Raw genomic sequence first — 26,705 nt, 5'->3', positions numbered from 1 at the left:
CTCCCGCCCTGCCCTCGGCCCTGCCCTCAACCCCGTTGACCCGGCGCTGGTGGCCCGCTGGCCCCGCGCCGCCGGTCCGCCTCGCCGGCCCGCGTCGCCGGCCCGCGTCGCCGGTCCGCGTCGATCATGCACTTGTGGTGCCCCGCAAAAGGGAAGGATCGTCACTTCCCGCCCACCCGAAGTGCATGATCGACGCGGGGGGTGCGGGGTGCGGAGCATGGGTGGGGTGTGCGGGTAAGTCAGCGGGGCCAAGGGGCCAGGCGGGCGCGAACCCGGGCGACGGCTGCGGGGTCCAGCCCGTAGCGGGCGAACCGGCGGTCCGGCAGCCGGTCCAGGTAGCGGCCGGCGGCCCGGACGTCCTCCTCGTCCAGGGCCGGGTCGAGCTGGCGGGCCAGTTCCAGCAGCTCCGCCACGTCGTGGTGCTCCAGGGCAGCCGCGACGTCGATGTAGTCCCGCACCTCCCGCCGGTTGACCAGGGCGGCGGTCTTGTTCGCCATCAGGTCCCGCACGTCCATCACCGGCCCGAGGTCCATCACCACCGGGCTGCGGTGCCGGTCGAGGCGAGCCAGACTGAGCCGGATGAGCCGCCCGTCCCGGCTCACCACGAAGTCCCTCAGGTCCCGGTCGAACCCGTCGAACAGCTCCGCCAGCTCGCTGTCCGGGTCGGCGTCGGTCACCTCGAACCCGGCCCGCTCCAGCGCCGTCCGCACCCCGTCCGCCGCCGCGGGGCGCCCCCCTCCACGTCCGCGAACAGGTCCACGTCCTCCGTCGGGCGGGTCACCAGCCCGTGCGCGGCCCAGGCCACCCCGCCCCCGAGCACGAACCGGTACGGCCCGGCAGCGGACAGCGCCACCCGGGCCACCTCGCGGTAGAACTCGTGCGGGTGCGCCTCGCTCACGCCGTACGCAGCCCCCGGTGGCGGCTCTCCCACGCCTGGCGTACGCCCCGGGGCAGGTTGAGCAGCCGCCACACCCGGCGCAGCGTGCGCCCGTTGATGAGCAGCCGGAGGTCCTCCGCGCGGGTGGTCTCGCGCAGCACGTTCTCGTACATCCAGAGCAGCTCGTCCGGATCGCCCAGGTCGAAGGTGCGGTCGGCGTTCCACATCAGCCGCACCGGCAGCTCCACCACGCCACGGGTGGGGCCGGTGAGCTCGGCGAGCGTGCGGGCCACCACGGCGGGCCGGCCCGGGCGGGCCAGATGGGCCGCGCGGGTCGGAGCGGGGGAGAGGGCCTGCATGCTGTCAGGGTAACCCCAGGTCGGGCCGCTCGGGATCGCGCTTTCGCCGGGTGTCGTGGCGTGCGGGGCAGGTCGGGGTGGGTTGACGCTGTCCCGGTGTCCCGGTGCCCCGGTGCCCCGGTGCCCCGGTGCCCCGGTTTCGTGGTGGTGGTTGGCGTGGGCTGGCTGCGTGTCCGTCGTGGTGGGGGCGTCGGGCGGTTGCGGGCGTCGGGTGGGTTGCGGGTCCGTCGTGCTGGGGTGGGGGGGGGGCCGTACCCGGCTCCGGGCGGTCAGGCTTGATCCCTGCGCCGGGCACGGCGGGCCACACCCCGTCGGCGCCCGCTCGCCGTCCTCGGCTCACTCTCCATCCCAGGGGCATGCCTGGGTGCACCGCTAGCGTCCGCCCGCCCGCCTGGATCCGTTGCGTCGCAGCCCGCCCGTCTGCACTCGTAGCGCCGCCTGCACCCGTAGTGTCCAGTGATCAGGGCGGCATTGACGTTTCCCGGGCCGTCGTGGGGTCATGACGTCCTGATCGCGGCCGGTCGGTCCAAGGCCGGCGTCCCATGATCCGTTGATGTCGGCCCGGGCGGAGGGCAGCGCGGAGCCCGGCAGAGCATCAACCGATCATGAGCTACCGGTGCGAGGGCCAAGGTGCACAGCCGCTCGGCGGCACCGGTGGCTCCTGCTACGAAACCGCCCCGCCGCAGGCCCTTTGGTACCAAGATCCCGACCGCTCCACCCGTCGAGCCGACGGTGTCTGGTGTCCGGTTGCGTCATGGGTGTCCGGTGCCGCATGGGCGGGCCGGCGTCATCGGGTCCCCGATCGGGGTCGGTGTGCGGTTTCGGGGTGTGGCCGGTTGCATCGTGGGGGCGGAATCGTGGCCGGGGTGGGGTCGTTACACCCTGCGTACGACCGAGCAGGACCGCACCGCTCCACGGATGGTGGGGCCCCGGAATGATGGCGGGCCGGCGGTCGTTACACATGGTCCGGCCGACGTGAGGGCAACCCCCCGCCCCACGAACAGCCCGATCCCCGGCCGACACGGCCGACCTGAACTCCCGGCCAACCCGGCCGACCTGGTCTTTCCTTCGGCGATGCGCCGGAGAGAACTTCCCCTTGAGCTTCTTGAGCGCCGGACGGTGCTTGCACCCACACAGCCGAATCCCCCTTCGGTGTGGGTGCCGACCCCCGAATGGAGCATCTGTGATGAACACGTTCATTCGTAAGAGCGTTCTTGGTGTTGCTGGTCTGGCGTTTGCCGGTGGTGTGTTCGCCGGTCCCGCGACCGCCCACGCGGCCCCGTCGGTGGAGTCGATGCCGGTGGCGGTGGCCGTGCAGGCCGACAAGCCGTCGGTCGACAAGGCGAAGCTGGTGCCGCATGGTGTGCAGGGTGCGCAGTCGCGCATCGAACTCTCCGACGAGCAGGTCGGCAACGTCAAGGCGATCATCGCGGCGACGAAGAAGACCGGCATGGACGAGCGCGCCGCCGTCGTGTCGATCGCGACCGCGTTGCAGGAGTCGAAGCTGGAGAACCTGGGTCACCTGGGTGAGCGCAACGACCACGACTCGCAGGGCCTGTTCCAGCAGCGCCCCACCTCGGGCTGGGGCACCGTCGAGCAGATCACCGACCCCGAGTACGCGACCACGGCGTTCCTCAAGGCGTTGAAGCAGGTCGACGGGTGGCAGGACATGCCCCTGACCGAGGCCGCCCAGACCGTGCAGGTCTCGGCCTACCCCGACCACTACGCCCAGTGGGAACAGCAGGCCGCCGACCTCGTCGCCGAGCACTGGAACAGCTGACCCCGCAAGGAATGACGCCGCTGGCCGGCACCCGCACCCGGGGTGCCGGCCAGCGGCATGTCCGGAGCCGCAGTCGGAGTCGAAGTGAGCCCAGCCGGAAGTAAGCCGGAGTCGGGTGCGCGTGTAAGCGACGCATGGCGGAGCCGGTCGGAGCTGGGGCGGAGCCGAATGGGCGGTGGGCGGCCGACGGCCTCGGGTCCTTGCCCGGGCGTACAGTCGGGCCGTGGAGCGTACCGAGAAGATGCCCGCGGAGACCCGACCACCCGGCGTGGCGACCGCCGATCCCGACAGCGTCCTGCTGCCGGGCCACGACGTGCCGCTGGGTCGCTACACGACCGTTCGTCGGCTGCTCCCGCAGCGACAGCGGCGAATGGTCGGCGCGTGGTGCTTCGTGGACCACTTCGGCCCGGACGACGTGTCCGAGCGGCCAGGCATGGAGGTGCCGCCGCACCCGCACACGGGCCTGCAGACCGTGACCTGGCTGCTCGACGGGGAGATCCTGCACCGCGACAGCCTGGGCAACGTGCAGCCGATCCGCCCCGGCCAGCTCAACGTGATGACCTCGGGGCACGGCATCGCACACTCCGAGCGGTCGCCCGAGCGGCATCCGCCGCTGATGCACGGCGTGCAGCTCTGGGTGGCGCTGCCGGACCCGGCCCGCGCCGGGGACGCCGACTTCGCCCACCACGCCGACCTGCCGCGCTGGCGCGACGGCGAGCTGGACGTCACCCTGCTGGTCGGCGAGCTCGCGGGCGAGCGGTCCCCGGCCCTGACCTACACCCCGCTGCTGGGCGCGCAGGTGGAGCTGCACGGGCCCGCGCCGGCCACGCTGCCGCTGCGTCCCGACTTCGAGTACGGGCTGCTGGCCATGTCCGGCGCCGCCGAGGTCGACGGGGTGCCGATCGCCCCGGGGGCGCTGCTCCACCTCGGCACGGGCCGGGAGCGGTTCACCCTGACGGGCGAGCCGGGGAGCCGGCTGCTGCTGCTCGGCGGGGCCCCGTTCGAGGAGCCGCTGGTGATGTGGTGGAACTTCGTCGGCCGCTCGCACGAGGAGGTGGCCGCCGCCCGGGAGGACTGGATGGCCGGGCGGCGCTTCGGCGTCGTCGCCGACGATCCCGCCCCGCCGTTGCCCGCCCCGGCGCTGCCGACCACCCGCCTCAAGGCGCGCGACCGCAGCGGCGGGCTGCGCGGCTGAGGCCGGCAGGCGACTGGAACGGGGTAGGCGGGCATCGACCGGAACGGGGCAGGCGCGGCTGAGGCGGGCAGGCGTGGTCGGGCGCGGCGCGGGTAGTCGCCGGCATGCCGACCACAGCCACTTCCCGCGTCGAGGACAGGAAACGCCTGGTACGCCGGCTCGCCGGCAGCGGGCGCGGCTTCGCCGAGCAGTACGGTTTCCGCGTGATCAACAACCCGTCGAGCCTGTTCCAGGTGCTCTGCCTCGCCGTATTGCTGGCCCGCCGGGGTGACTTCCGGCGGGCCGTGGACAGCGCGCACGCCCTGCCCGCCGCGGGCTGGGACAGCGCCGCCCGGCTGGCCCGTTCCCTGCACGCCGACCGGGTCCGCGTGCTGCGCGACAGCGGCCAACGCGGCGACGTCGACGCGCTCGCCGACACCCTGGGCGACCTGGCCCGCGCCGTGGTGGAGCGTTACCGGGGAGACCTGCGCCGGCTGCGCGCGGTGGCCCACCACGACCCGGCCCGGGAGCGGGAACTACTCACCGAGCTGCCCGGGGTCGACGCCGAGGTGGTGGACCTGTTCCTGCGCGAGGCCCAGGCGCTGTGGCGGGAGGTGGCGCCGGTAGCCGACCGCAGGGCGCTCGTCGCGGCCCGCAGGCTCGGGCTGGGCCGTTCCGCCGACGACCTGGCGGGCCTGGCCGGCAGCGGCGAGTCCGAGCGCCTGGCCTGGCTGGTGGGGGCGCTGGCCCGGGTCGACCTGGAGAAGCGGTACGCGGAGCTGGCAGCCTGACGCCGCGGTGGGCTGGCCCACACTTACGGCGTAATCAGCCGAACGGATGATGTTTCATCGTATGATGGTCGCGGCACAGATGCCCGCCCGGTTCGGGCGTACATCGACCGCCTGGTGGTCGCGGCCCGGTTCGGGCCCGACCGGCCACCGGACAGGTTCTGCGTGGCGCCCCCGTCGCGGTTCGCGACCGGGGCCCCCGCCTGTCCGGCGCTCCCGCCCTCTCGCAGGGCGCCGCCACCTCGCCAGGCACCCGCTCATCGCGCCAGGCCGGCCAGCAGGTTCACCGTGACCGCGATGATGAAGGCCCCGAACAGGTACGACACCATCGAGTGCCGCAGCGCCGTCCGGCGCATCTCGTTGCTGGTCAGCGCCGTGTCGGAGACCTGGAACGTCGTCCCGACGGTGAACGCCAGGTAGGCGAAGTCCGAGTAGCGGGGCGGCTCGGGCTGGTTGAAGTCGATCCCACCGTCGGGCCCCGTGTAGTAGATCCGCGCGTACCGGGCGGCGAACACCGTGTGCACCACCAGCCAGGACAGCAGCACGCTCAGCACGCCCAGCCCGCCGTAGACGTTGCGGGCCGGCGCGGCGGATCCGCCGTGCGCCCGGGTCACCACGACGCCGACGGCGAGCAGGCTGGCCAGGCAGGCGGCGAGCAGCAGCGCGTCACGCGCCGCCCGGTTGGGGTCCTCGTACACCGCCAACCGGGCCGTCTGCCGCGCGTCCATCGGCCACAGCTTGTGCCAGACCAGCACCAGCCAGCTCAGCGCGGCGGCGTCCCAGCCGGCCAGCGGCGCCAGCGCCGGCGTGGCGGCCAGCGCGGTGAGCCCGCCGACCACTAGGCCGATCACGCCCATCACGGTGAGCTGGACCGCGGCCGGGGTGTGCCCGGCCGGCCGGTGGGTCGTCATCCGTCACCGGCGCGGTCCCGCCCGGCGCGGGTGCCGCGGTTCGGCCCGGGCACGCTGCCGGCCCAGGGTGGCAAGGCCTCAGATGCCGCGCAGGTGCTGCGACACCCGCTGGTGCTTGTCCCGGGCCTGCGCCGCCCGTTGGGCGGGGTCGACCTCCGGGGCCGCCTCGATGCCCGCGGAGCGGGCCACCTCGTTGCCGTTGGCGTAGTCGACCGGCGGCAGGGCCCGCAACGCGCGCAGCACGTCCGGCGGGGCGCCCTCCCGTTCGGCCTCGCGTACCACGTCGTCCTTCTCGGCCGGGTAGTCCAGGCTCGACAGGTACTGCAGCACGTCGGCGTAACTCGCCATGGTGTCGGCTCCTCCGGGGCATCGATCGGGTCACGACCGGCGGCGGTTACCCGCCCGGGGGGCCGTCACGCGCCGCCCGACGCGGAAATCCCCACCGTTTCCCGGCCACGCCGGCGGGTACGCGCAGGCCCCGACGCAGCCCAAGGAGCCCGGATGAACTACGACACCTTCGTCGACCAGGTCGCCCAGCGCACCCGCACCTCCTCGGATCAGGCGGTGGCGCTGACCCGGGCGACGCTGGAGACCCTCGCCGAGCGGCTGACCGGCGGGGAGGTGCTGGACCTGGCCGCCCAACTGCCCCGGCCGCTGCAGCTCGTGCTGAAGCCGAGCCCGCGCACCGAGTCGGCGGAGCGGTTCGGCGCGGCCGAGTTCGTCGCCCGCGTCGCCGTCCGGGCCGGGGTGGGTGAGCCCGCCGCGCGGGACGCCGCCCGGGCGGTCTTCGTCACGCTGCGCGAGGCGATCAGCGGCGGCGAGTTCGACGACGTGGTGGTCCAGCTCCCGCGCGACTACCGGGACTTGGTCGAGCCCGCCATGGCGCCGGGCGCCACCCTGCGCCGCTCCTGACCGCACCCATCGCCCGTCCGTGCCGGCCGTCCACCGGCCACCGCCCGTCTGTGCCCGTCGTCCACCGGCCACCGCCCGTCCGTGCCCGTCCGCCGTGGCGGCGCCGGCCGCCTGATGGTGCCGGCCGCCTGACGGTGCCGGCCGGGGCGGCGCCGGCCGGTCAGGCGACGGCGCCGGCGGCGCGCAGACCAGCGACGCGCTCCGGGTCGAAGCCCGCCTCGGCCAGCAGTTCGTCGGTGTGCTCGCCCGGCTGGGGTGGCGGGCGGCGCAGCGCGGTGGGGGTGCCCGAGAAGCGGGGCGCCGGAGCCGGCTGAATGACCCCGTCCCGCCGCACGAAGGTGCCCCGGGAGGCCAGGTGCGGATGGTCCGGCGCCTCCCGCCAGTCCAGCACCGGCGCCACGCAGGCGTCCGAGGAGTCCAGCAGCGCCGTCCACTCGTCCCTGGTCCGGGTGCGGAACAGCCGTGCCCACGACCGGCGCAGCTCCGGCCAGTTCGCCGGGTCGGTGCGGTCCAGCGCCTCGTCCGGGGGCAGCGGGAAGCCGGTGCGCCGGACGAGCTCGTCGTAGAACCGTGGCTCCAGCGCGCCGACCGCCAGGTGCCGGCCGTCGGCGCACTCGTAGGTGTCGTAGAACGGTGCGCCGCCGTCGAGCAGGTTCACCCCGCGCGCGTCCTGCCACATGCCGAGCCGGCGCAGCGCGTGGATCTGCGTGCTGAGCACCGCCACGCCGTCGACGATGGCCGCGTCGACCACCTGCCCCCGCGCGCCGCCGCGCACCGCGTACAGGGCGGAGACCAGGCCGAGGGCGAGCATCATCCCGCCGCCGCCGAAGTCGCCGAGCAGGTTCATCGGCGGCACCGGGCGCTCGCCGGCCCGGCCGATGCCGTGCAGCGCGCCCGTCAACGCCACGTAGCCGATGTCGTGCCCCGCGTACGGGGCCGCCGGGCCGTCCTGCCCCCAGCCGGTCATCCGCCCGTAGATCAGCCGGGGGTTCACCGCGAGGCAGTCCGCCGGCCCGATGCCGAGCCGCTCGGTGACCCCCGGGCGGAACCCCTCGACCAGCGCGTCGGCGCCGGCGACCAGGGCCAGCACCACCTCCCGGCCGCCGGGGGACTTCAGGTCGACCCCGACCGAGCGGCGTCCCCGGTTGAGCAGGTCCGGGTGCGGGGTGCCGAACGCGTCCGGGTCGACGTCGGTGGCCCGGTCCACCCGGACCACGTCCGCGCCCAGGTCGGCCAGCATCATCGCGGCGAACGGGCCGGGACCGATGCCGGCCAGCTCGACCACCCGTACGCCGGCCAGCGGGCCGGCCGGGACGTCCTCGGTCATCGGCACACCTTAGGCGAGGCGCGTTTGCGTCGTAAGGGGTCGGGAACCCGCCCGCCGAGACGCGGGAGGTGGCGTGGTCGACGACCGGATCAGGGTGGCCATGCTGCACGGTCCCGGTCGGCCCGACGCCGACGGCGTCAGCGACTACGTGACGCACCTCGTCGAGGCGCTCGCCGGCGTCGGCGTCGAGGCGACCCCGGTGCCGGTACGGCCCGACGCCGAGCGGGGACGCTGGCGGGTCGCCACCGCCCAGGCCGCCCGCCGGGTCCGCCAGCTGGCCCCCGACGTGGTGCACGTGCAGTTCGCCCCGTCGGCGTACCGGTTCTCGGGGCAGCCCGGACTGCTGCCGTGGCGGCTGCCCCGGCGGGTGCCGCTGGTCACCACCCTGCACGAGTACGGCTGGTGGGCCTGCCCCGGCTGGCTGCCGGGGCGGCTCTGGTCGGCGGTGGAGCGGGCCCGCTGCTGGGACCGCGAGTCCGGCCGGCTGGTGCCGGCCAGCGCGGCCGTGATCGTCACGAACCGCGGCCACGGCGACGTGGTCCGGACGCGCACCGGCCGGGCGGCCACGCACATCCCGATCGCCCCGAACGTCGTCGACCACGTCGGCGCGCCCACCGCGGGGGCGCGCCTGCGGACGGAGCTGGGCCTGCCGCAGGGCGCGCCGCTGCTGGCCTTCTTCGGCTTCGTGCACCCGGTGAAGGGCCTGCGGTACCTGATCGAGGCGCTGCCCGAGCTGCGCCGCGACCATCCCGACCTGCGGCTGGTGGTGGTGGGCGGGTTCGCCTCGCAGGCACTGCCCGAGCAGGAGGCGCGGGCGTTCCGCGCCGAGCTGACCGGGCTGGCGCAGCGGTGCGGGGTGGCCGACGCGGTGACGTTCACCGGGCACCTGCCCGCCGACCGGGTCTCCGCCGCGCTGCACGCCGCCGACGTGGTGGTGCTGCCGTTCACCGCCGGGGTGAGCACGAAGAGCGGGGCCCTGCTCGCCGCCCTCGCGCACGGCGTGCCGACCGCCGTGACGGAGCCCGACGCCGGCGACGACGGGCCACACCGCAGCGGGGCCGTGGCGGTGATCGGCGCCCGCCGCGACAGCGCCGCGATCGTACGCACCGTGGGCAGGCTGCTCGCCGATCCGGTGCTGCGCCGCCGGCTCGCCGAGCGTGGGCGGGCCTTCGCCGCCGCGTACTCCTGGCCGAGGGTGGCCGCCGCGCACCGTGACCTCTACGTCCGCACCCTGGGGCGCGCCGATGCCTGAGCGGTACGCGGACATCCTGGTGGTCGACCTGCTCGGCGGGATCGGCGACCTGCTGATGCTGCTGCCGGCGGTGCACGGCCTGGCCCGCCGCAACCCCGGCGCGCGGCTGCGGGTGCTCACCCACGACCCCGGGGCGGACCTGGTGCGCGCCGACCCGGCGGTCGCCGAGGTGCGCACGCCCCGGCACGGCCGGCCGGGCGCCGAGCGGGAGGCGGTCGTCGAGGCGCTCGCGGCCACCCGGCCGGACCTGGCGGTCGCCACCACCCGCTACGACGGCATCCCCGAGCTGCTCGAGGCCGGCGCCGGGCGGGCCGTGACGAACCTGTGGCGCGATCCGCCGCCGGAGCAGCCGGTCGGCGACCGTTACCTGGAGATCCTCTGCGCCGAGGGCCTGCTCGACGCGGCCGACCGGGCCGCCCGGCCCCGGGTGCACCTGGGCGGCGAGGCCCTGCGGGCGGGGGAGCGGGCCGTGGCGCGGCTGGTGGGGGAGCCCCTCGCGCCGCCGGTGGCGCTCGTCACGGACGCGGGGATGGCGGTCAAGCGCTGGCCGGACCGGTACTGGCACCGGCTGGCCCTCGCCCTGACCCGGCGCGGACACCCGGTGCTCACCGTCGGCCCGGTCGACCCCGCCGCGCCGGTCGGGGTGCCGCTTCCCCGCTGCGACCTGCCCACCCTCGCCGGCCAGTTCGCGGCGCTGCGCCGGCGCGGCGGGGTGGTGGTCGGGCCGGACACCGGCCCGGTGCGCCTCGCCGCCGCGACCGGCGCCGCGACCGTGGCGCTGTTCGGTCCCACCGACGCCCGGCGGTACGGGATGGGCGGCACCGACCTCCAGGGCCTGCCCGGCTGCGGGTACCGGCGCCCCACCGCCATCACCGAGCAGCCCTGCTGGTGGGACGCGCGCTGCCCGCTCGACGCGGCCGGCCCGGCGTGCATGACTGACCTCGACGTGGCAACCGTGCTCGCCGCCGTCACCGCCCGCTGAGCTGGGGCGAAAGCCGCTCGACGGCCCGTACCACACCGTGCGCGTGTGATCTGGCGTGCCCCGTTTGCCGAGCCCACGGGCCTGCCCTAACCTTGTCGCGACGAGGGGAGTACTTCCCACGAGCCATCCCGGTCAGTACGGCGTGCCCGGAGCACGCCTCGGGTGGCTGCCCACGAAAAGTGGGTGAAGGAGACCTCGAACATGACAGGGTGTTCGAGGAGGCTCCATGTCCGATTTGCCATATCTTGCTGCCACCGGTCTCCAGTCGGTCGGCACCCCCACGCTGTGGGGCGTCACCATCGCCGCCGTGATCGCCCTGCTGGTGCTGGACTTCCTGGTCACCCGGAAGCCGCACGAGGTGTCGATGCGGGAGGCGCTGGGCTGGTCCGCCTTCTACATCGCCCTCCCGCTGGCCTTCGGCGCCTGGATCTGGGCCCGCTTCGGCTCCAACCAGGGCGTGGAGTACCTCACCGGTTACCTGGTGGAGAAGTCCCTCTCGGTCGACAACCTGTTCGTCTTCATGCTGCTGCTGGCCGCGTTCGCGGTGCCGGCCGAGCTGGCCCAGCGGGCCCTGCTCTACGGCATCACCGGCGCGCTCCTGCTGCGGGCGGTGTTCATCGCCATCGGCGCGGCGGCCCTGCAGACCCTGGACTTCGCCTTCCTGCTCTTCGCGATCATCCTGCTGCTCACGGCGGCGAAGCTGCTGCGCGACGCCGTCACCGGGCACGAGCAGGAAGTCGACATCAACAAGATGCGCTCGGTGAAGCTGCTGCGCAGGTTCATGCCGGTCACCGAGGACTACCACGGCCCGAAGATGGTCGTCCGCATCTCCGGCCGGCGGACGCTCACCCCGTTCGCCCTCGTGGTGGCGGCGCTGCTCGCCACGGACATCGTCTTCGCCGTCGACTCCGTGCCCGCCGTCTACGGCATCACCGAGGACCCGTACCTGGTCTTCGCCACCAACGCGTTCGCCCTGCTGGGGCTGCGCGCGCTCTACTTCGTGCTGCACGCCGCGCTCAGCCGGCTGGTGCACCTCAGCTACGGCCTGGCGATCATCCTGGCGTTCATCGGCGTCAAGCTCGGCCTGCACTGGGCGCACGGCATCTGGAAGGGCGTGCCGGAGATCCCGACCCTGGCCTCCCTGGGCGTCATCATCGGCGTCCTGGTGATCGTCACCCTCACCAGCCTGCGGGCCACCAGCAAGGCCAGCGGGAAGGAGAAGGAGATCGTGGTCGAGCGGCGCTGAGGCGTCACCCGTCGCGGTGCGGTTCCAGCCGACCGCGACTCGCCGCCCCACCCCGGGTGGTACGACTGACGGGTGGGAATCGTGTCACCGGGCTTCCAGGGCCGGCCCCGCTCCGCGGAGCCGGCCCTGCCGCCGGGGCAGTACCTGACGCAGGACTTCCCGGTGCTTTCCGCCGGCCCGACGCCACGGGTGCCGCTGGAGACGTGGGAGTTCGTCGTCTCCACCGAGTCCGGCGCCGAGTTCCGCTGGAGCTGGGACGAGCTGATGGCGCTGCCCCAGGAGACCCCGGCCGTGGACATCCACTGCGTCACCCGCTGGTCGAAGCGGAACACCGACTGGCAGGGGGTCTCCCTGGACACGCTGCTGGAGGGCGTCGACACCGGCGCCCGGTACGCGCAGGCCCACTCGTACGGCGGCTACACCACGAACCTGCCGCTGGCCGACCTGCGCGGCGGGCGGGCCTGGATCGCGCACCGGTACGACGGCGCCCCGCTGCCGGCCGAACACGGCGGCCCGGCCCGGCTGCTCGTGCCGCACCTCTACTTCTGGAAGTCCGCCAAGTGGGTGCGCGGCATCCGGCTCACCACGGAGGACCAGCCCGGGTTCTGGGAGACCGCCGGCTACCACGACTACGGGGACCCGTGGCGTGAGCAGCGGTACCAGGGCGATTGACCGCCCCGCTGCGCTGGCGGGTGGCCCGGCTGCGCGAGCGCCGGGTGGAGACGCCGCTCGCGCACACCCTGGTGCTGGAGGCGCCCGGCTGGCCGGGGCACCTGCCCGGGCAGCACGTCGACGTGCGGCTGACCGCCGCCGACGGCTACCAGGCGGCGCGGTCGTACTCGCTGGCCGGCCCGGCCGAGGCCGACCGGATCACGCTGACCGTGCAGCGGGTGCCCGACGGCGAGGTGTCGCCGTACCTGATCGACGTCTACGCCGAGGACGACCCGGTGGAGGTGCGCGGCCCGGTCGGCGGCTGGTTCGTCTGGCGGCCGGAGGAGACCGCCCCGGTGCTGCTGGTGGCCGGTGGGTCGGGCGTCGTGCCGTTGATGGCGATGGTCCGCGCCCGCCGGGCCGCCGGCAGCCGGGCGCCGTTCCGGCTGCTCTACTCGGTGCGCACACCGGCCGACGTGATCTACGCCGACGAGCTGCGCCGCCGGGTCCGCGACGACCCGGGCCTGGACGTCACGTACGTGTACACCCGCGAGGCGCCGCCGGGCTGGCGGAGCGAGCCGCACCGGATCGGGCCCGCCGACGTCGTCGCCCACGGTTGGCCGCCCGAGCTGGAGCCGCTCTGCTACGTCTGCGGCCCGACGGGGTTCGTGGAGACGGTGGCGGACCTGCTGGTCGGGCTGGGCCACCAGGGCCTGCGGGTGCGGACCGAACGGTTCGGCCCCACCGGCTGAGCATCGAGGAGGAGCGCCCGATGACCGACACGTCGTACCTGGACGGCAACATGCTCGACGGCCCGCTGCGCGAGCTGTTCGCCGTCGACCTGAGCACCGCCGCCGGGCGGTGCGAGCACTGCGGGATGCTCGGCCCGGTGGCCGGCCTGCGGGTCTACCCGCACGCGCCCGGCCTCGTCGGCCGCTGCCCGAACTGCGCCGAGGTGATGCTGCGGCTGGTCCGCTCGCCCGAGCACGCCTGGCTGGACCTGCGCGGGGCAACCTTCCTGCGGGTGCCGATGCCGCCGCAGCAGCCGTACCCGGGTCCGCTGTGACGGCGGGGGAGGGCGCCGCGGCCGGACCGGACGCGGGTCGGGTGGCGGACGAGGCCCTGCGGGCGCGGTCGGCGCGGGAGGTGTTCGACGACCACCTGCGGCTGGCCGGCGAGCACCGGTTCGCGGAGGACCTGGCGCGCAACGTGTCGCCGTCGTGCGTGGTCCTGGAGCGGCGGGGGGTGTTCCGCGGGCACGCGGGCGTCGGGGAGCTGGCGCGGCTGCTGGAGGAGGAGCTGCCCGGCGCCCGGTACGTGTACACGAACCGGTTGGTCGAGGGCCGGGTGGCGTTCCTGGAGTGGACGGCGGAGATCGCGGGCGTGCGGGTCCGCGACGGGGCGGACTCGTTCCTCATCGAGCAGGGCTGGATCGTCGCCCAGACCGTCCACTACACGCTGGAGCGGGTCGGCGACGGGGCGGACCGGCCGGCCGCTCCGTGAGGGCCAGGGCGCGCCCGCAACCCGCTGGACAACGGCGGCGCCCCCGGCGACAGTGGTTCGCCGTGAGGTATCTGCGTACGGCGGGTCCGGCCGCCATCCGCCGGCCCCGGCCGACCGACGAGGCCGAGTTCGTCGCGGCGGCCCGGCGCAGCCGGGACCTGCACCATCCCTGGCTCGCCGCCCCCGACGACCCGGCGCGGTACGCCGCGTACCTGCGCAAGATCCGCCGCCGGGACCACGCCGGCTACCTGATCTGTGACCGGGAGTCCGGGGCGATCGCCGGCTACGTGAACATCAGCGGGATCCTCATGGGCGCGCTGCGCGGCGGCTACCTCGGCTACGCCGCCTTCCTGCCCTACAGCGGCACCGGACACGCCTCCGCCGGCATCGGCCTGGTGGTCCGGCACGCCTTCGACACGCTCGGCCTGCACCGGCTGGAGGCGAACATCCAGCCGGGCAACGAGCCGTCCCGCCGGGTGGCCCGCAAGCTCGGTTTCCGGCTGGAGGGTTACTCGCCGGACTACCTGTTCATCGACGGGGCGTGGCGCGACCACGAACGGTGGGCGATCACCGCGCCGTCCCCCGCCGGTACGTAGGCCGGTGGCGGCCGTCGCGACCGCCACCGGCCGCCGGGTCAGCGCCCGGGCCGGCGCGCCTCGGCCCGCTGGACGCCGAGGCGCTCGAAGCGTCCCTGCTTCTGCTCGACGCGCCGGCGCTGCCGGGGCGTGAGCTGCCTGCGACCGCTCTGCCGCAGGTAGATCGGCTGTCGCTGATCGTTCGACATCGGGGTGCTCATGCGCTGTCCTCCCGTCGCTCGGCTAACGGTGGAGCACCACCGTGCCGCCGGGGCGGGTGAGGCGCACCCACCCGCCCCGGGTGACCCGCGGCGGCCCCCGGGCCGGTCCAGGTCGCTCTCACCCGCCGCGGGTGATGACGCAGGGCGACGGCCTTCCTACGGTGGAGCCATGGCTGTCGTGCGTCCCACCCCGGCCGACCCCACGCCGGGCCTGCGGGCCGAGGCCCGGGAGACCGGCGACCAGCGGGCCATGCCGCCCGAGCTCGGCCCGGACTCCATCGCCGTACTCAGCGGCCCGACCTTCATGTACTCCGACCCCTGCGGGGACGTGCCGCCGGGCAGCATCGGCGGCCTGGTGCACCTGGACACCCGGCTGCTCAGCGGCTGGGTGCTCACCCTCAACGGCGAGCAGCTGCTGGTGCTGCGCGCCGAGACCGTCGACCACTACTCGGCCCAGTACGTGCTGACCAATCCCGCCCAACCCGGCCTGCCGCCGGACAGCCTGGGCATCCGGCGGCTGCGGTACGTCGGCGACGGCTTCCACGAGCGGGTGGAGCTGGTGTCGTTCAGGCCGGAGCCGGTCCGGTTGGAGCTGCGGCTGGCCGTGGTTGCCGACTTCGCCGACCTGTTCGAGGTCAAGTCCGGGGTCCGGGACCGCTCCGCGGAGATCACCCGCAGCCACGCGCCGGACGGCTCGCAACTGTGCTTCTCCTACGCGCGGGGAGACTTCGCCGCCGAGACCCGGGTCTGCTGCTCCCGGCCCGCCGACCGGGTCGAGGGCGACGAGCTGGTCTGGGACGTCACCCTGACGCGCCGGGAGGAGTGGCAGCTCGACCTGCACGTGCCGTTGCCGCCGGGGATGGGGGTGGTGGAGCCGGTCCGGGGCGACATCGCCGACGTGTTCCACCGGCGGGCCGACGACCCGGTGCGCCGCTGGACCCTCGGGCGGGCGGTGCTGCGCAGCGACAACCAGGCCCTGGAACGGACGGTCCGGCAGTCCCGCGACGACCTGGCGGCCCTGCGGCTGGACCTGGAGGTCAAGGGGCAGCGCATCATGCTCCCCGGTGCCGGCCTGCCCTGGTTCCTCTCCGTCTTCGGCCGGGACACCCTGATCACCGCCTACCAGACGCTGGTCGCCGGCCCGGCGCTGGCCAAGGGCGCGCTGCTGACCCTGGCCCGGTTGCAGGGCGAGCAGTGCGACGACTTCACCGACGAGGAGCCCGGCAAGATCCTGCACGAGGTGCGCAGCGGCGAGCTGACCCGCACCGGGGTCAAGCCGTACGGGCCGTACTACGGCTCGGCGGACGCCACCCAGCTCTGGCTGGTCCTGCTCTCGGAGTACTGGCGGTGGACCGGCGACGACGAGACCGTCCGCTTCCTGCGCGACAACGCGCTCGCCGCGCTGTACTGGATCGACCGGTACGGCGACCGGGACGACGACGGCTACGTCGAGTACGCGACGCGCTCCCCGGAAGGGCTGGGCAACCAGTGCTGGCGCGACTCCCCGGACGGGGTCTGCTTCGCCGACGGCCGCATCCCGGTGCTGCCGATCGCCACCAGCGACCTGCAGGGCTACACCTACGACGCGAAGCTGCGGCTGGCCGAGCTGGCCGACGGCCCGCTCGCCGACCCCGGTCTCGCCCGTCGGCTGCGCGCCGACGCCGCCTCGCTGTACGAGCGGTTCAACCGCGACTACTGGATCGACGACCGGGGCGGCTTCTACGCGGTCGGGCTGGACGGCGACAAGAATCCCATCGACTCGAAGACCTCCAACATGGGGCACCTGCTGTGGAGCGGGATCGTGCCGCCGGAGCGGGCCGGGACGGTCGTGCGGCAGTTGATGGCCGACGACATGTTCACCGGCTGGGGCATCCGCACCCTCTCCTGGGACGACCGGCTCTACAACGCCCTCGGCTACCACCTGGGCACCGTCTGGCCGCACGACAACTCGCTCGCGGTGCTCGGCATGGCCCGCTACGGCTACCGCGCGGAGGCGAACCGGATCAGCCTGGCCCTGCTGGAGGCGGCCGAGCAGTTCGGCCACCGCCTGCCGGAGGCGATCAGCGGGTTCCCCCGGGAGCGGCTGCTGTTCGCCGTGCCGTACCCGACCGCGTGCAGCCCACAGGCGTGGGCCACCGGCACGCCGCTGGCCCTGGTCCGGGCCATGCTCGACATCAACCCGGTGGGCGGCCGGCTGGTCCTCGATCCCGACATCCCGCCCGAGATCGGGCGCATCGCCGCCGAGCGGGTGCGGGCGTTCGGGCGCTGCTGGGAGGTGGAGGCCGTCGGGCGGACCGGGCACGTCCGGCTGGCCGAGTGCTGAATCGTCCGACCCGCCACGTTTGTCCCGCCCGGGGGTGGGAACGGGGCCGCAATGACGAAACCTCGTGTGGTGATCGTGGGGGCCGGGTTCGCCGGTTACCACGCGGCGAAGACGTTGAGCCGGCTGGCCCGGGGCCGGGCCGAGATCGTGGTGCTGAACTCCACCGACTACTTCCTCTACCTGCCGCTGCTGCCCGAGGTGGCCGCCGGCGTGGTCGAGCCCCGGCGGATCTCCGTGCCGCTGACCGGGACCCTCGACGGGGTGCGGGTGCTGATCGGCGAGGCTGACCACGTCGACCTGCAGAACCGCTGGGTCGGCTTCACCCAGCCGGAGGGGGACCGCAACCGGATCGCGTACGACCGGCTGGTGCTGGCCGTGGGCAGCGTCAACAAGCTGCTGCCGATCCCCGGCGTGACCGAGTACGCCCACGGCTTCCGCGGCCTGCCCGAGGCCCTCTACCTGCACGACCACGTGATCCGGCAGATCGAGCTGGCCGAGCAGACCGAGGACCCGGCCGAGCAGCAGGCGCGCGCCACCTTCGTGGTCGTCGGCGCCGGCTACACCGGGACCGAGGTCGCCGCGCACGGCCAGCTCTTCACCGACGAGCTGGTCTCCCAGCGCCCCCGGCTCAAGATCCGCCCGAAGTGGATGCTGCTCGACGTCGCGCCGCGGGTCCTGCCGGAACTGGACAAGCGGATGTCGGACACCGCCGACCGGGTGCTGCGCCGCCGGGGCGTGGACGTGCGGATGGGCACCTCGGTGGCCGTGGCCACCGCCGACGGGGTCACCCTCACCGACGGCGAGTACGTGCCCACCTGCACCCTGGTCTGGTGTGTCGGCGTGCGTCCCGACCCGTTCGTCGCCGAGCTGGGGCTGCGCACCGAGCGGGGCCGCCTGGTCGTCGACGAGTACCTCGGCGTCCCCGGATTCCCCGAGGTGTACGCCTGCGGCGACGCGGCCGCCGTGCCGGACCTGGCCCGGCCCGGGCAGATCTGCACCATGACGGCCCAGCACGCGCAGCGGCAGGGCAAACTGGCCGCGCACAACATCGCCGCCTCCTACGGGCAGGGGCGACGCAGGCCGTACAAGCACCACGACCTGGGCTGGGTGGTCGACCTGGGCGGCAAGGACGCGGCGGCGAACCCGCTGAAGGTGTCGCTGTCCGGGCTGCCCGCCAAGGCGGTCACCCGCGGCTACCACCTGCTGGCGATGCCGGGCAACCGGATCCGGGTGGGCAGCGACTGGCTGCTCGACGCCGCGCTGCCGCGCCCGGCCGTGCAACTCGGCCTGGTCCCGGCCAACGCCGTCCCGCTGGAGAGCTCCTCGCCGGAGGTGGCCGTCCGGGCCCGCTGACCCGCCCACCCGGTCTTCGGGGGCGGAAGTACGAGGGGCCCGGCGCGGGGCGAGGGCGGCCGGGGGTGGCTCAGCGCGGGACGAGGGCGGCGTCGGTGGCGGGCCGGGCGCCGGCGACGAACGCGTCCAGGGCCGCCCCGTGCAGCACGCCGCCGGGCACCGGATCCCGCGCGGCCCGGGCCGAGAGCCGGGCCACCGGCAGCCGCCCGGGGCGCGGCGCGGCGGCGAGCACCACGTTGCCGTAGCGCCGCCCGCGCAGCATCCGGCGGTCGGCGACCAGGCAGACGTCGGCGAGGACCGCCCGCAGGGTGGCCACCTGGACCCGGGCGAAGACCAGCGGCGGCAGGTCGGTGACGTTGACCAGGAGCACGCCGTCGGGGCGCAGCGTCCGGGTCACCTCCGCGACGAACTCGACGCTGCGCACGTGGGCGGGCATCCGCGCCGCCCGGTAGATGTCGGCGAGCACCAGGTCGTAGCCGGCCGAGGGCGCCCGGGCCAGCGCCTCCCGGGCGTCGGTTACCCGCACCTCGACGTCGGCGGGCAGCGCCGGCAGCTCCCGCGCCACCAGGTCGACCACGGCCGGATCGCGCTCCACGACCAGTTGCGGCGAGCCGGGCCGGGTGGCGGCCAGGTAGCGGGGCAGGGTCAGCGCGCCGCCGCCGAGGTGCAGCACGTCCAGCGGGCGGCCGGGCGGCGCCGCGAGGTCGGCCACGGCGGCCATCCGCCGCACGTACTCGAAGTGCAGGTGACGCGGGTCGGCCACGTCCACGTAGGACTGCTCGACGCCGGCGGCGAGGAGCGTACGCCCGGTGGGGCGGGCCGGGTCGACGACCAGCTCCAGCCGGGGCGTGTCGGGGGAGTCCATCCCGGCAGGCTAGCCGAGCCGGGGCGGGCCGGCGGGTGGGCGCCCGCCGGCCCGTGCGCCGGTCAGCCGGCCGCCATCCCGGCGCCCGCCTCGTCGATCGCGTCGTCGACGGCGTGGGCGAGGTCCACGTCCATCGCGGTCACCGCGCCGGCCTGTCGGGACCGTACGGTCAGCACGGCGGTGGTCGGGTCCGGGCGGCCGATCCGTGGGCCGCGCCCGGTCTCCTGCCGCAGCCGGTCGATCCGGTCCAGCACCCGGTCCAGGTTGTCCGCCGGTAGCTCCACGGTGCGCGACAGCGACTCGCCGTCGCCGGACCAGTACGGCAGCTCGCTGAGCGCCTCGCGCAGGTCCACCTCGTGCAGCGGGGGCGTCGCGCTGGCCGCGCCGACCACCCCGCCACCGACGGCCGGCGGCTCCAGCAGGTCCCGCAGGCCGTCCGGCACGTGCAGCGACTCGATCAGGTCGCCGTCGTGGTCGGCCAGCGCCGCGACGGTCGCCTCCGCCTGGTAGCGGGCCTGCTCCGGGGTACGGCCGCTGATCCGGCCCACCTCGGCCAGGAAGCCGGGCAGGTCCTGACGTCGTCTGATGCCGTCCACCGGGAGGACGTCGTGCAGCTTCGTCGGCACGGCCGCCAGCAGCCGTCGGCGTTCCGCCTCGCCAAGGGCGAACGCGAGGACCAGCACGGTCGCCTCGACACCCACCTTGGCGGTCCTGAAGTCGGCCCCGGTACGGCGCACGACGTCGTCGACCAGCGCGTGGTAGCCCAGCGGAGTCCCGTCCGGCGCGCCCGGCCCCTGGTCCGGCAGGGGACGGGGGGACTCCGCGACGCCCGCCGTCGGTGGTGGCGCCGGCCCGCCCCGGGCGCTGTCCGGCTTGTGGCGGCTGCCGGCCGGCGGCGGACCGGCGCGCTTGCCCTGCTCCAGGTGGGTGAGCTGCTTGGAGGCGCTCAGGCTGGCCCCCGTCTCGCTGGCCTGCATGCCGCGCTCGCGGGCCTGGCGGGCCAACGCGCGGCGGCGTTGGTTGTCGCCCTCCATCTGCTTGCGCATGGTGACACCTCGCTTCCGCTGGTGTTCCCTCGCTTCCGCCGGTCGCCTTCCCGCCGTCGCCGGCACCGAAACGGACGCCGACGGCCGGGCCGGCGACGCCCGGGAGAGCTTCATCCGGCGGGGGTGAGGGGCGCTCACCCGGCGGGAGCCGACGATCGCAGCGGACCGGAGAACTTCCGAGAACGCGGAAGGACAGGTCGTGATGAAGAGGATCGTCGAGATCGTTCCCGCCCGACCCGGCTGGTACGCCCGCTGGCGTCTCTCGCCCGAGGACACCCGCTGCTATCCGGTAAGCCTGTGGGCGCTGCTGGAGGAAGGCGACGGATCGGGTCGTGAGGTGGTCGGGGTGGACTGCATCGGGCAGTGGCCCGGAGCGGACGACAACGAGGCGGGTGGGGTGTTCGTCCGCTATCTCTTCCAGACTCCCGATTCCGGGCCGCCGGAGGACGCCGAGCCGCCGACGACGGGGCAACGGCGTACGACCGGGCCCCGGCTGCAACCGCTCACCGCGCCCTGATCCTCACTCCGGCCCCCGGCCCCTGGTCCCAGGGTCGGGGGCCACCCCTCGCCCGCAGGACGCGGCCGGCTCAGACCGCCCGGCGGCTGGCGCCGTCGGTGGCGCGTTCCACCGCGAGCAGCTCGACCAGACCGGTGCGGTCGAGCAGCTGCTGGAGCTGGGGACCGACCCCGCAGAGCCGGATCGCGCCCGTGCCGCCGTGGTGGGCGGTCAGGAACGCGCTGAGCCCGGACGAGTCGCACAGGCTGACCGCGCTCAGGTCGAACAGGAGCTCCTGGTAGCCGTCCCGGCGCAGCTCGGCGGCGGCGGCGACGAGTTCCGGGGCGGTGTCGAAGTCCAGCTCACCGGACAGCCGGAGCCGGGCGCGTCCGGCGTCGAGCCGGGTCACCTCGATGGTCAACAGCTGGGCGGGCATACGCCCATGTTCCCAGCCGCGGGCCCGGGTGCAAAGCCGGGGGGCGGGCGGATCGCGTCAGGCCATGCCGGCGGGGTGCCCGGTGGCACCCTCCGCCGCCATCGGGCCCTCGTCGAGCGGCCGGGCGAGCAGGCCCGTGACGCCGGTCATGTCGAGGATCGTCGCCAGGAACCGGGGCACGGCACGCAGCCGGAGGGCGGTGCCGCACTGCTGCCCCTCGCGCCACGCGTGCACGATCACCCCGAGGCCGGTGCTGTCGATGAAGAGCAGGTCGGCGAAGTCGAGGACGAGGGCCGGCGGGGCGTCCGCGAGCACCCGGTCGACCTCGGCGCGCAGCGGCCCGGCGGTGGTGTAGGCGAGGTCGCCGCCCACCCGGATGAGCGGCGCCGCCGGATCCGACCGGTCGACTTCCATGCTCAGCGGAGTCGACTCGGGATGGCTCCGGTGGGACAGCACGATCACGCCTTTCCGCAGGCCGCCGAGGGGAGGGTGAGGGGATCGTAACAACCCCCGGCAGGTCCCGCCCGGTACGCGAATCGCCAACCGCACGACGGGCGTCGGGTGGCGGTCGCCGCACACGGGCGTAGGGTGGGTGTCAGAGATTTGACCACATGCGCCGCCTCACGGTGGTACGGGTGCCGACAAGGAGTGGGGCTTAGCTGGTGACTGCTGCCGACGTCCGGGACTCAGATCCCGGCGACGGACGGATCTCCACACCGAGGGCCGCCCGGGCCGCGGCGTGGTCGGCCGACGCTGCGGCACGCCCGGCACCCGCGCTCCCCACGCTCGCGGCCGACCGGGAGCACGCGGCGCCGGACTGGTCCGAGGTCGTCGAGCACTTCCGCGAGGGCCTCGTCGTCTGCGACGCGCACGACGTCGTCCGGCACGTCAGCCCGGTGGCCGAGCGGCTGCTGCCCGAGGTCACCGAGGGCGAGCTGCTCGCGGCGGCCGGCATCCACGGGCTGGCCGACGGCGCCGAGTTCACGCACCACGGCCGACGGCTGCGCGCGCGCCAGGTGGCGCTGTCGGCCGCCCGCTGCTGCTGGTACGTCGAGGACGTCACCGAGAGCGTCACCCGCGCCGACGCCCTGCTCGCCGAGCGGGCCCGCTCGGCGTTCCTGGCGGTCGTCGGCGAGAAGCTCGGCAACCCGCTGCACCCCGACCGGGCCGCCGCGGCGGTGGTCCGGCTGGCCGTGCCGACGCTGGCCGAGGTGGCGGTGCTGGTGCTGGCACCCCGTTCGGGGCGGCCCCGCTGGTGGCGGGCCGCCCGCAGCGACGACGACGCCCCGGTGGTCGACAGCGGCGTCCTGCCCGCCGTCGACCTGCCCGCGGCGATCACCGAGGGGCTGGACGGCGTGGAACCGCACACCGTCGACTGGCTGGCGGAGCAGGCCGTGCAGGCCGGCTGGCTGCCCGGGATGACGGCGGCGGACGCCTGCGCGCGGGTGGTGCCGCTGCCCGGTCGGGACGCCCCGGCCGGCGTGCTGCTGGTCGCGCGGCGCGTCGACCGCTGGTACGACGAGGCCGACGTGGACCTGGTCCGTGCCTTCGCGGCCCGGGCCGGGGCCGCGCTGACCACGGCGCTGCTCTACCGCGACCAGGCCGAGGTCGCCGACACGCTCCAGGCGAGCCTGGTGCCGGTGGAGCCGGCCGAGGCGACCGGGGTGCAGTGGGGCACCGCCTACCGGCCGGCCCAGGCCGGCCTGCGCATCGGTGGCGACTTCTACGGCTCGCACCGGCTCGCCGACGGCGGCTCGGTGTTCTTCCTCGGCGACGTCTCCGGCAAGGGCGTCGAGGCGGCGGTCTTCACCGGCCAGCTGCGGCAGTGCCTCCAGGCGCTGCACCGGGTCGAGTCGCAGCCGGGGCGCCTGCTGAAGCTGCTCAACGACGCGCTGCTGGAGACCAGCCAGGCGCAGGGGCAGGGGCGTTTCGCGACCATGGTGCTGGGCGTGGTCCGCGCGCATCGCGAGGGCGGCCTCACCCTGACGATGGCCGGCGGCGGCCATCTGCCGCCGTTGGTGCTGCGCGGCTCCGGCGAGGTCGAGCCCGTTGCGCTGTCGGGCATGCTGGTCGGCGTGGTTCCCGATCCCCGCATCGGGGAGGTGACCGTCCGGCTGGAGCCGGGCGAGACCTGCCTGCTCTACAGCGACGGGGTGACCGAGGCGCGCGGTGGCCGCCGCGGCAACGAGCAGTTCGGCACGGAGCGGCTGGTCCACGCCGTCACCGGCTGCCAGCGGATGCCAGCCCCGGCTCTGGCCGAGCGCGTCGAGCAGGTGACCTGCGACTGGCTGGGCCACGGCGACCACGACGACATCGCCGTGCTCGCGCTGCGCGCGAGCGGCCCGGGTGGGCGTACCCCCCGGCATCTGCACGCGGTGCCCGACGCGACCGGAACCGCCGAGGCGAGGGGGACCCGACCGTGACCGCCGCCCCGGCCGCCGGGGTCACCCCGGCCGGCGCCTGGCCCGGATACCTCTACTGCCTCCAGGAGGCGGACGAGTACGCCGCCATCGAGGTGGCCACCGGCCTGCTGGAGGCCGGCGTGCCCGCCGAGCGGGTGCTGCTCGACCTGGTCGCCCCGGCACAGGCCGAGGTGGGGGAGCGGTGGGCGCGCAACGAGTGGAGCGTCGCCCAGGAGCACGCCGCGACGCACATCAGCGAACGGGTGGTGGCGGCCGTGGCCGCGTACGCGAACCCGCGCCCGACGCGCGGTCGGGTCGTGGTGGCCTGCATGGACGGGGAGTGGCACGCCCTGCCGCCCCGGCTCGTCGCCGAGGTGCTGCGGCTGCGGGGCTGGCAGGTCACCTTCCTCGGCGCGAGCGTCCCCGCCCCGCACCTGGTGTCGTACCTGCACCGGCACGACGCCCACGCGGTCGCGCTCGCCTGCGCGCTGCCGATGCGCCTGCCCCACGCGCACCGCATGATCGAGGCGTGCCGCCGGGTGGACGTACCCGTGGTGGTGGGGGGTCGGGGGTTCGGCGTGGACGGGCGCTGGGCCCGGCGGCTCGGCGTCGCCTGGGCGCCCGACGCCCCGAGCGCCGCCGACCTGGTCGCCGACGAGCGGGCGCTGCGCCGCGTCGCGCCGGCGGAGCTGAGCCACCTGGCCGACGACGAGTACACCAGCCTGGTCAAGCGGCGCGGCGAGCTGATCGACGAGGCGCTGGCGGCGCTGCGGGACCACGACCCGGGCACGCGCGACTACACGCCCAGCCAGCTGGACTCCACCGTCAGCGACCTCGGGTACATCGTGGACTTCCTGGCCGCCGCGCTCTACGTCGACGACGCCTCGCTCTTCACCGAGTTCGTCGACTGGCTGGTCGAGATCCTCACCAGTCGCGGGGTGCCAGCCGCCACCGTGCGGGTGACTCTGGAACACTACGGGCGGGTCCTGCGCGACTTCCCCCGTGCCGCGCGGTTCCTCGAGGCGGCCCGCTCGTCCGTGGCCTCGGCGGGCGACGCCGCAGCGCGCTGAGCGCCGGTGCGGCCCCGTCGGGCGCCCCTGCTTATACTTGTCACACTGCAAGCGTCCGCCTGCGGTGGAGCGAAGGGGACCAGGGGTGACGTTCACCGTCACGCACGCCGACCGCGAGGGCGGGGCGACACGCCTGCGGCTGGCCGGCGAACTCGACCTGAGCACGGCGCCCGAACTCAACGCCGCCATAGACCGGCTGGTCGACGCCGGCGAGCGCCGCCTGCTGATCGACCTCACCGAGCTCACCTTCTGCGACTCCACCGGGATCGCCGCCTTCGTCCGGGGCGACAACCGGGTCGCCGTCGACGGGGGGTGGCTGCGGGTCACCGGCGCCACCGGCCGGGTCGATCGCGTACTCCAGGTGACGGGGCTCGCCGAGGTGTTGCGGCACCGGTCCGACCGGGCCGACCCGACGGCGCGGTCCGCCGGCTGATGGGCTAGATTTTCCCGCCGGCACAGAGCGCCTCGCGATTCTCCGTTCCACCGACCCGAAGCAGGTAGTGATGGGTGCAGACAGCCCGAGTCCGGTTCGCATCCTGGTGGTGGACGACGACCCGGGTGACGTCCTGATGATCGAGGAGGCCCTCGCGGACTCCGACGTCGACAAGGTCATCGACGTCGTCAGCGACGGCCAGGAGGCGATGGAGTTCCTGCGCCGCGAGGGGCGGCACACCGACGCCCGGCGGCCCGACGTCATCCTGCTCGACCTGAACATGCCCCGGATGGACGGGCGGCAGGTGCTCGGCGAGGTCAAGAGCGACGAGGACCTGCGCACCATCCCGATCGTCGTGCTGACCACCTCCAACGCCGACACGGACATCGTGGGCAGCTACACGCTCCAGGCCAACGCCTACGTCACCAAGCCGATCGACCTGGACGACTTCAACGACGTGGTGCGCCGGATCGACGAGTTCTTCGGCCGGGTGGTCGTGCTCCCCAAGCGTGCCTGAGGCGCCTTCGGGCGGATCGTCCCGCCCCGGGCACCCCGCGTCCCGCCCCGGGCACCCCGGGCGCGTCCGCATGGTGAACATTTTTCCCGAACCCCCTCCGCCGCCGCCCCCAGCGCCGAGGATCCAGGGTGGGGAAGGAAGCATCAGCTGCCTGGGGGGGGCGACAGTATGAGGTTCTCCGTCGTTGAGACCGGCTACGACCAGCGGCAGGTCGATTCCTGCCTGGACGAGATGGGCGTCCGGTTGGCCCGGCTCGCCGCGCGGGCGGAGGGCGCCGCGCGGGCCGGGCGCGAATGGGACGAGATCCGTGACGAGGCGACGGCGCTGCGGGGCCTGCTCCAACGGCTGGACCTCGGCGACGCGGAGCGGGCCCGGCGCGGCGCGGACGACGCCGACCGCGAGGCGGTCGACCTTCTGGCCCGGGCGCGGGTCGAGCTCGACGCCGCCCGGGAGGAGGCCCGGCTGGTGCGCGAGCGCGTCTACGCCGAGGCGGTGCAGGCCCGTCGGGACTTCGAGGAGGCGCTGCACGCCCGGCGCAGGCGCGAGGCCCGGGTGGACCGGATCCTCGACGGGCTGACCGTCGAACCGGTGCCGGCCGACACCCCGACCGCCGCGGCCGGGGTGCCCGGCAGCGGGGTGCCGGCGACCCGGATCGCCGCGCGCGGCGGCGCCGACGCTTCCAGCGAGCCGCCGGGCGGGCGCGCCGGAATCCGCTGACCTCGCCGGTCCGGGTCGCGCGCGGCCCCGCCGCGTCAGGTCAGCGCGGCGACGACCGTGCCGGCCAGTTCCTCGTGCTGGGCGTACGCGTCGGGGTAGGCCGAGACCTGCACGGCCTGGGCGGCGCCCGCGATGCTCATCTGCTGCCAGCCCGGGACGTCGCGCAGCGCCTCGTAGAAGGCCCGCGCGGCGTACGAGGGGCGCATCAGCTCGCGTACCGTGCCCCAGCCGCTGCTCGGGCGCTGCTGGAACAGGCCCACCGAGTCGTGGTCGGAGCCGCTGCCCTGGTGCGGGTACCGGCTGGATTCCGGGAGCACGTCGCTGGCGAGGTTGTACAGCCGGCTCTCCTGCATCGCGGTCGCCACGGCGACCTCCAGGGCGCGGCGCGGCATCTTCAGCTCGACGCCCACGTCGACGATCACCTTGGCGTTGTCCATCTGCGCCTGGGTGAGCCCGGCGACCGGGCGGGGGCGGGGCGGCGGGCTCACC

The 26,705-nt window shown here is 74.9% G+C and carries 29 protein-coding genes and 2 pseudogenes; 20 read left to right on the top strand and 11 right to left on the bottom strand.

Annotated elements, in window-relative coordinates:
• Positions 1-239: 239 nt before the first annotated feature.
• Both ACSNN9_RS19080 and ACSNN9_RS19075 read right to left on the bottom strand, forming a co-directional pair.
• A pseudogene (locus ACSNN9_RS19080) lies at positions 240-898 on the bottom strand (nucleotidyl transferase AbiEii/AbiGii toxin family protein).
• Positions 895-1,236, bottom strand: a complete 342-nt coding sequence (locus ACSNN9_RS19075; protein ID WP_357883115.1) for a hypothetical protein — start codon at positions 1,234-1,236, stop codon at positions 895-897. The pseudogene ACSNN9_RS19080 and the gene ACSNN9_RS19075 overlap by 4 nt, the downstream one beginning before the upstream one ends.
• 1,186 nt (positions 1,237-2,422) lie before the next feature.
• On the opposite strand from ACSNN9_RS19075, the gene ACSNN9_RS19070 reads away from it, so the two are divergent.
• The 3 genes from ACSNN9_RS19070 to ACSNN9_RS19060 all read left to right on the top strand — a co-directional run bounded on the left by ACSNN9_RS19070 (position 2,423) and on the right by ACSNN9_RS19060 (position 4,981).
• Positions 2,423-3,016 (top strand): hypothetical protein, encoded by a 594-nt coding sequence (locus tag ACSNN9_RS19070; protein WP_436674715.1) that lies wholly within the window; start codon positions 2,423-2,425, stop codon positions 3,014-3,016.
• 223 nt (positions 3,017-3,239) lie between these two features.
• The gene (locus ACSNN9_RS19065; RefSeq protein ID WP_436674714.1) at positions 3,240-4,211 is read left to right on the top strand and encodes a pirin family protein; all 972 of its coding nucleotides are present in this window, start codon (positions 3,240-3,242) and stop codon (positions 4,209-4,211) included.
• Between the two features lie 104 nt (positions 4,212-4,315).
• On the top strand, positions 4,316-4,981 hold the full coding sequence (locus ACSNN9_RS19060) for a hypothetical protein (RefSeq protein WP_357883707.1): 666 nt from the start codon (positions 4,316-4,318) through the stop codon (positions 4,979-4,981).
• A gap of 254 nt (positions 4,982-5,235) precedes the next feature.
• Here the strand turns inward: ACSNN9_RS19060 and ACSNN9_RS19055 are convergent, their stop codons facing one another.
• Both ACSNN9_RS19055 and ACSNN9_RS19050 read right to left on the bottom strand, forming a co-directional pair.
• On the bottom strand, positions 5,236-5,889 hold the full coding sequence (locus tag ACSNN9_RS19055) for a DUF1345 domain-containing protein (RefSeq protein ID WP_436674713.1): 654 nt from the start codon (positions 5,887-5,889) through the stop codon (positions 5,236-5,238).
• 78 nt (positions 5,890-5,967) lie between these two features.
• Positions 5,968-6,237: a DUF2795 domain-containing protein gene (locus ACSNN9_RS19050; protein WP_358092185.1), complete on the bottom strand. Its 270-nt coding sequence runs from the start codon at positions 6,235-6,237 to the stop codon at positions 5,968-5,970.
• 153 nt (positions 6,238-6,390) lie between these two features.
• On the opposite strand from ACSNN9_RS19050, the gene ACSNN9_RS19045 reads away from it, so the two are divergent.
• Entirely contained in the window at positions 6,391-6,801 is a 411-nt protein-coding gene (locus ACSNN9_RS19045) for a DUF2267 domain-containing protein (RefSeq protein WP_436674712.1), read from the top strand.
• 160 nt (positions 6,802-6,961) lie between these two features.
• On the opposite strand, the gene ACSNN9_RS19040 is transcribed toward ACSNN9_RS19045, so the two are convergent.
• The gene (locus ACSNN9_RS19040; protein WP_436674711.1) at positions 6,962-8,128 is read right to left on the bottom strand and encodes a CaiB/BaiF CoA transferase family protein; all 1,167 of its coding nucleotides are present in this window, start codon (positions 8,126-8,128) and stop codon (positions 6,962-6,964) included.
• A 73-nt stretch (positions 8,129-8,201) separates the two neighbouring features.
• Between ACSNN9_RS19040 and ACSNN9_RS19035 the strand changes: the two genes are divergently transcribed.
• From ACSNN9_RS19035 to ACSNN9_RS19000, 8 genes are all read left to right on the top strand, one after another.
• Positions 8,202-9,380, top strand: coding sequence for a glycosyltransferase (locus ACSNN9_RS19035; protein WP_436674710.1), 1,179 nt, complete (start codon positions 8,202-8,204; stop codon positions 9,378-9,380).
• Positions 9,373-10,362 carry a glycosyltransferase family 9 protein gene (locus tag ACSNN9_RS19030; protein WP_436674709.1) on the top strand — a complete coding sequence of 330 codons (990 nt, stop codon included), beginning with the start codon at positions 9,373-9,375 and terminating at the stop codon, positions 10,360-10,362. Before ACSNN9_RS19035 ends, ACSNN9_RS19030 begins: the two co-directional genes overlap by 8 nt.
• 226 nt (positions 10,363-10,588) lie before the next feature.
• Positions 10,589-11,608, top strand: coding sequence for a TerC/Alx family metal homeostasis membrane protein (locus tag ACSNN9_RS19025; RefSeq protein ID WP_436674708.1), 1,020 nt, complete (start codon positions 10,589-10,591; stop codon positions 11,606-11,608).
• 81 nt (positions 11,609-11,689) lie between these two features.
• Positions 11,690-12,280 (top strand): sulfite oxidase-like oxidoreductase, encoded by a 591-nt coding sequence (locus ACSNN9_RS19020; protein WP_436674716.1) that lies wholly within the window; start codon positions 11,690-11,692, stop codon positions 12,278-12,280.
• Positions 12,277-13,011, top strand: coding sequence for a ferredoxin reductase (locus ACSNN9_RS19015; RefSeq protein WP_436674707.1), 735 nt, complete (start codon positions 12,277-12,279; stop codon positions 13,009-13,011). Before ACSNN9_RS19020 ends, ACSNN9_RS19015 begins: the two co-directional genes overlap by 4 nt.
• A 20-nt stretch (positions 13,012-13,031) precedes the next feature.
• Entirely contained in the window at positions 13,032-13,325 is a 294-nt protein-coding gene (locus ACSNN9_RS19010) for a DUF6510 family protein (protein ID WP_358092199.1), read from the top strand.
• Positions 13,322-13,762: a hypothetical protein gene (locus ACSNN9_RS19005; protein ID WP_436674706.1), complete on the top strand. Its 441-nt coding sequence runs from the start codon at positions 13,322-13,324 to the stop codon at positions 13,760-13,762. The genes ACSNN9_RS19010 and ACSNN9_RS19005 overlap by 4 nt, the downstream gene beginning before the upstream one ends.
• Before the next feature lie 62 nt (positions 13,763-13,824).
• Positions 13,825-14,358 (top strand): GNAT family N-acetyltransferase, encoded by a 534-nt coding sequence (locus ACSNN9_RS19000; protein WP_436674705.1) that lies wholly within the window; start codon positions 13,825-13,827, stop codon positions 14,356-14,358.
• A gap of 38 nt (positions 14,359-14,396) precedes the next feature.
• Here the strand turns inward: ACSNN9_RS19000 and ACSNN9_RS18995 are convergent, their stop codons facing one another.
• Positions 14,397-14,558 (bottom strand): hypothetical protein, encoded by a 162-nt coding sequence (locus ACSNN9_RS18995; RefSeq protein WP_334609429.1) that lies wholly within the window; start codon positions 14,556-14,558, stop codon positions 14,397-14,399.
• A gap of 169 nt (positions 14,559-14,727) precedes the next feature.
• Between ACSNN9_RS18995 and ACSNN9_RS18990 the strand changes: the two genes are divergently transcribed.
• Both ACSNN9_RS18990 and ACSNN9_RS18985 read left to right on the top strand, forming a co-directional pair.
• Complete coding sequence (locus ACSNN9_RS18990) at positions 14,728-16,881, top strand: amylo-alpha-1,6-glucosidase (protein WP_436674704.1); 2,154 nt, start codon at positions 14,728-14,730, stop codon at positions 16,879-16,881.
• Positions 16,882-16,932: 51 nt separating this feature from the next.
• Positions 16,933-18,234, top strand: a complete 1,302-nt coding sequence (locus ACSNN9_RS18985; protein WP_436674703.1) for an NAD(P)/FAD-dependent oxidoreductase — start codon at positions 16,933-16,935, stop codon at positions 18,232-18,234.
• Between the two features lie 70 nt (positions 18,235-18,304).
• Here the strand turns inward: ACSNN9_RS18985 and ACSNN9_RS18980 are convergent, their stop codons facing one another.
• A complete protein-coding gene (locus ACSNN9_RS18980; protein ID WP_436674702.1) occupies positions 18,305-19,099 on the bottom strand; it encodes a spermidine synthase in 795 nt (264 codons plus the stop codon).
• Positions 19,100-19,161: 62 nt separating this feature from the next.
• Positions 19,162-20,145 (bottom strand): DUF2267 domain-containing protein, encoded by a 984-nt coding sequence (locus ACSNN9_RS18975; protein ID WP_436674701.1) that lies wholly within the window; start codon positions 20,143-20,145, stop codon positions 19,162-19,164.
• Positions 20,146-20,347: 202 nt separating this feature from the next.
• On the opposite strand from ACSNN9_RS18975, the gene ACSNN9_RS18970 reads away from it, so the two are divergent.
• Complete coding sequence (locus tag ACSNN9_RS18970) at positions 20,348-20,662, top strand: hypothetical protein (RefSeq protein ID WP_151454803.1); 315 nt, start codon at positions 20,348-20,350, stop codon at positions 20,660-20,662.
• Positions 20,663-20,732: 70 nt separating this feature from the next.
• On the opposite strand, the gene ACSNN9_RS18965 is transcribed toward ACSNN9_RS18970, so the two are convergent.
• Positions 20,733-21,077 (bottom strand): STAS domain-containing protein, encoded by a 345-nt coding sequence (locus tag ACSNN9_RS18965; protein WP_436674700.1) that lies wholly within the window; start codon positions 21,075-21,077, stop codon positions 20,733-20,735.
• A 57-nt stretch (positions 21,078-21,134) separates the two neighbouring features.
• Positions 21,135-21,533, bottom strand: coding sequence for an STAS domain-containing protein (locus ACSNN9_RS18960; protein ID WP_436674699.1), 399 nt, complete (start codon positions 21,531-21,533; stop codon positions 21,135-21,137).
• 206 nt (positions 21,534-21,739) lie between these two features.
• Here ACSNN9_RS18960 and ACSNN9_RS18955 point away from each other — a divergent pair, with 206 nt between their 5' ends.
• The 5 genes from ACSNN9_RS18955 to ACSNN9_RS18935 all read left to right on the top strand — a co-directional run bounded on the left by ACSNN9_RS18955 (position 21,740) and on the right by ACSNN9_RS18935 (position 26,216).
• The gene (locus tag ACSNN9_RS18955; protein ID WP_436674698.1) at positions 21,740-23,500 is read left to right on the top strand and encodes a PP2C family protein-serine/threonine phosphatase; all 1,761 of its coding nucleotides are present in this window, start codon (positions 21,740-21,742) and stop codon (positions 23,498-23,500) included.
• Positions 23,497-24,549, top strand: coding sequence for a cobalamin B12-binding domain-containing protein (locus ACSNN9_RS18950; protein ID WP_436674697.1), 1,053 nt, complete (start codon positions 23,497-23,499; stop codon positions 24,547-24,549). The genes ACSNN9_RS18955 and ACSNN9_RS18950 overlap by 4 nt, the downstream gene beginning before the upstream one ends.
• An 85-nt stretch (positions 24,550-24,634) precedes the next feature.
• A complete protein-coding gene (locus ACSNN9_RS18945) occupies positions 24,635-24,982 on the top strand; it encodes an STAS domain-containing protein (RefSeq protein WP_436674696.1) in 348 nt (115 codons plus the stop codon).
• Between the two features lie 70 nt (positions 24,983-25,052).
• Positions 25,053-25,499 (top strand): response regulator, encoded by a 447-nt coding sequence (locus ACSNN9_RS18940; protein WP_357882723.1) that lies wholly within the window; start codon positions 25,053-25,055, stop codon positions 25,497-25,499.
• 168 nt (positions 25,500-25,667) lie between these two features.
• Positions 25,668-26,216, top strand: coding sequence for an ATPase (locus tag ACSNN9_RS18935; protein WP_436674695.1), 549 nt, complete (start codon positions 25,668-25,670; stop codon positions 26,214-26,216).
• 35 nt (positions 26,217-26,251) lie between these two features.
• Here ACSNN9_RS18935 and ACSNN9_RS18930 read toward each other — a convergent pair.
• Positions 26,252-26,705, bottom strand: a pseudogene (locus ACSNN9_RS18930) (hypothetical protein); the annotation flags it as partial.

Source organism: Micromonospora sp. URMC 107 (genome assembly GCF_051386315.1).
Lineage (GTDB): Bacteria > Actinomycetota > Actinomycetes > Mycobacteriales > Micromonosporaceae > Micromonospora.
Note: the sequence above shows the minus strand (reverse complement) of the source record. Positions and strands in the feature narration are given on the sequence as shown.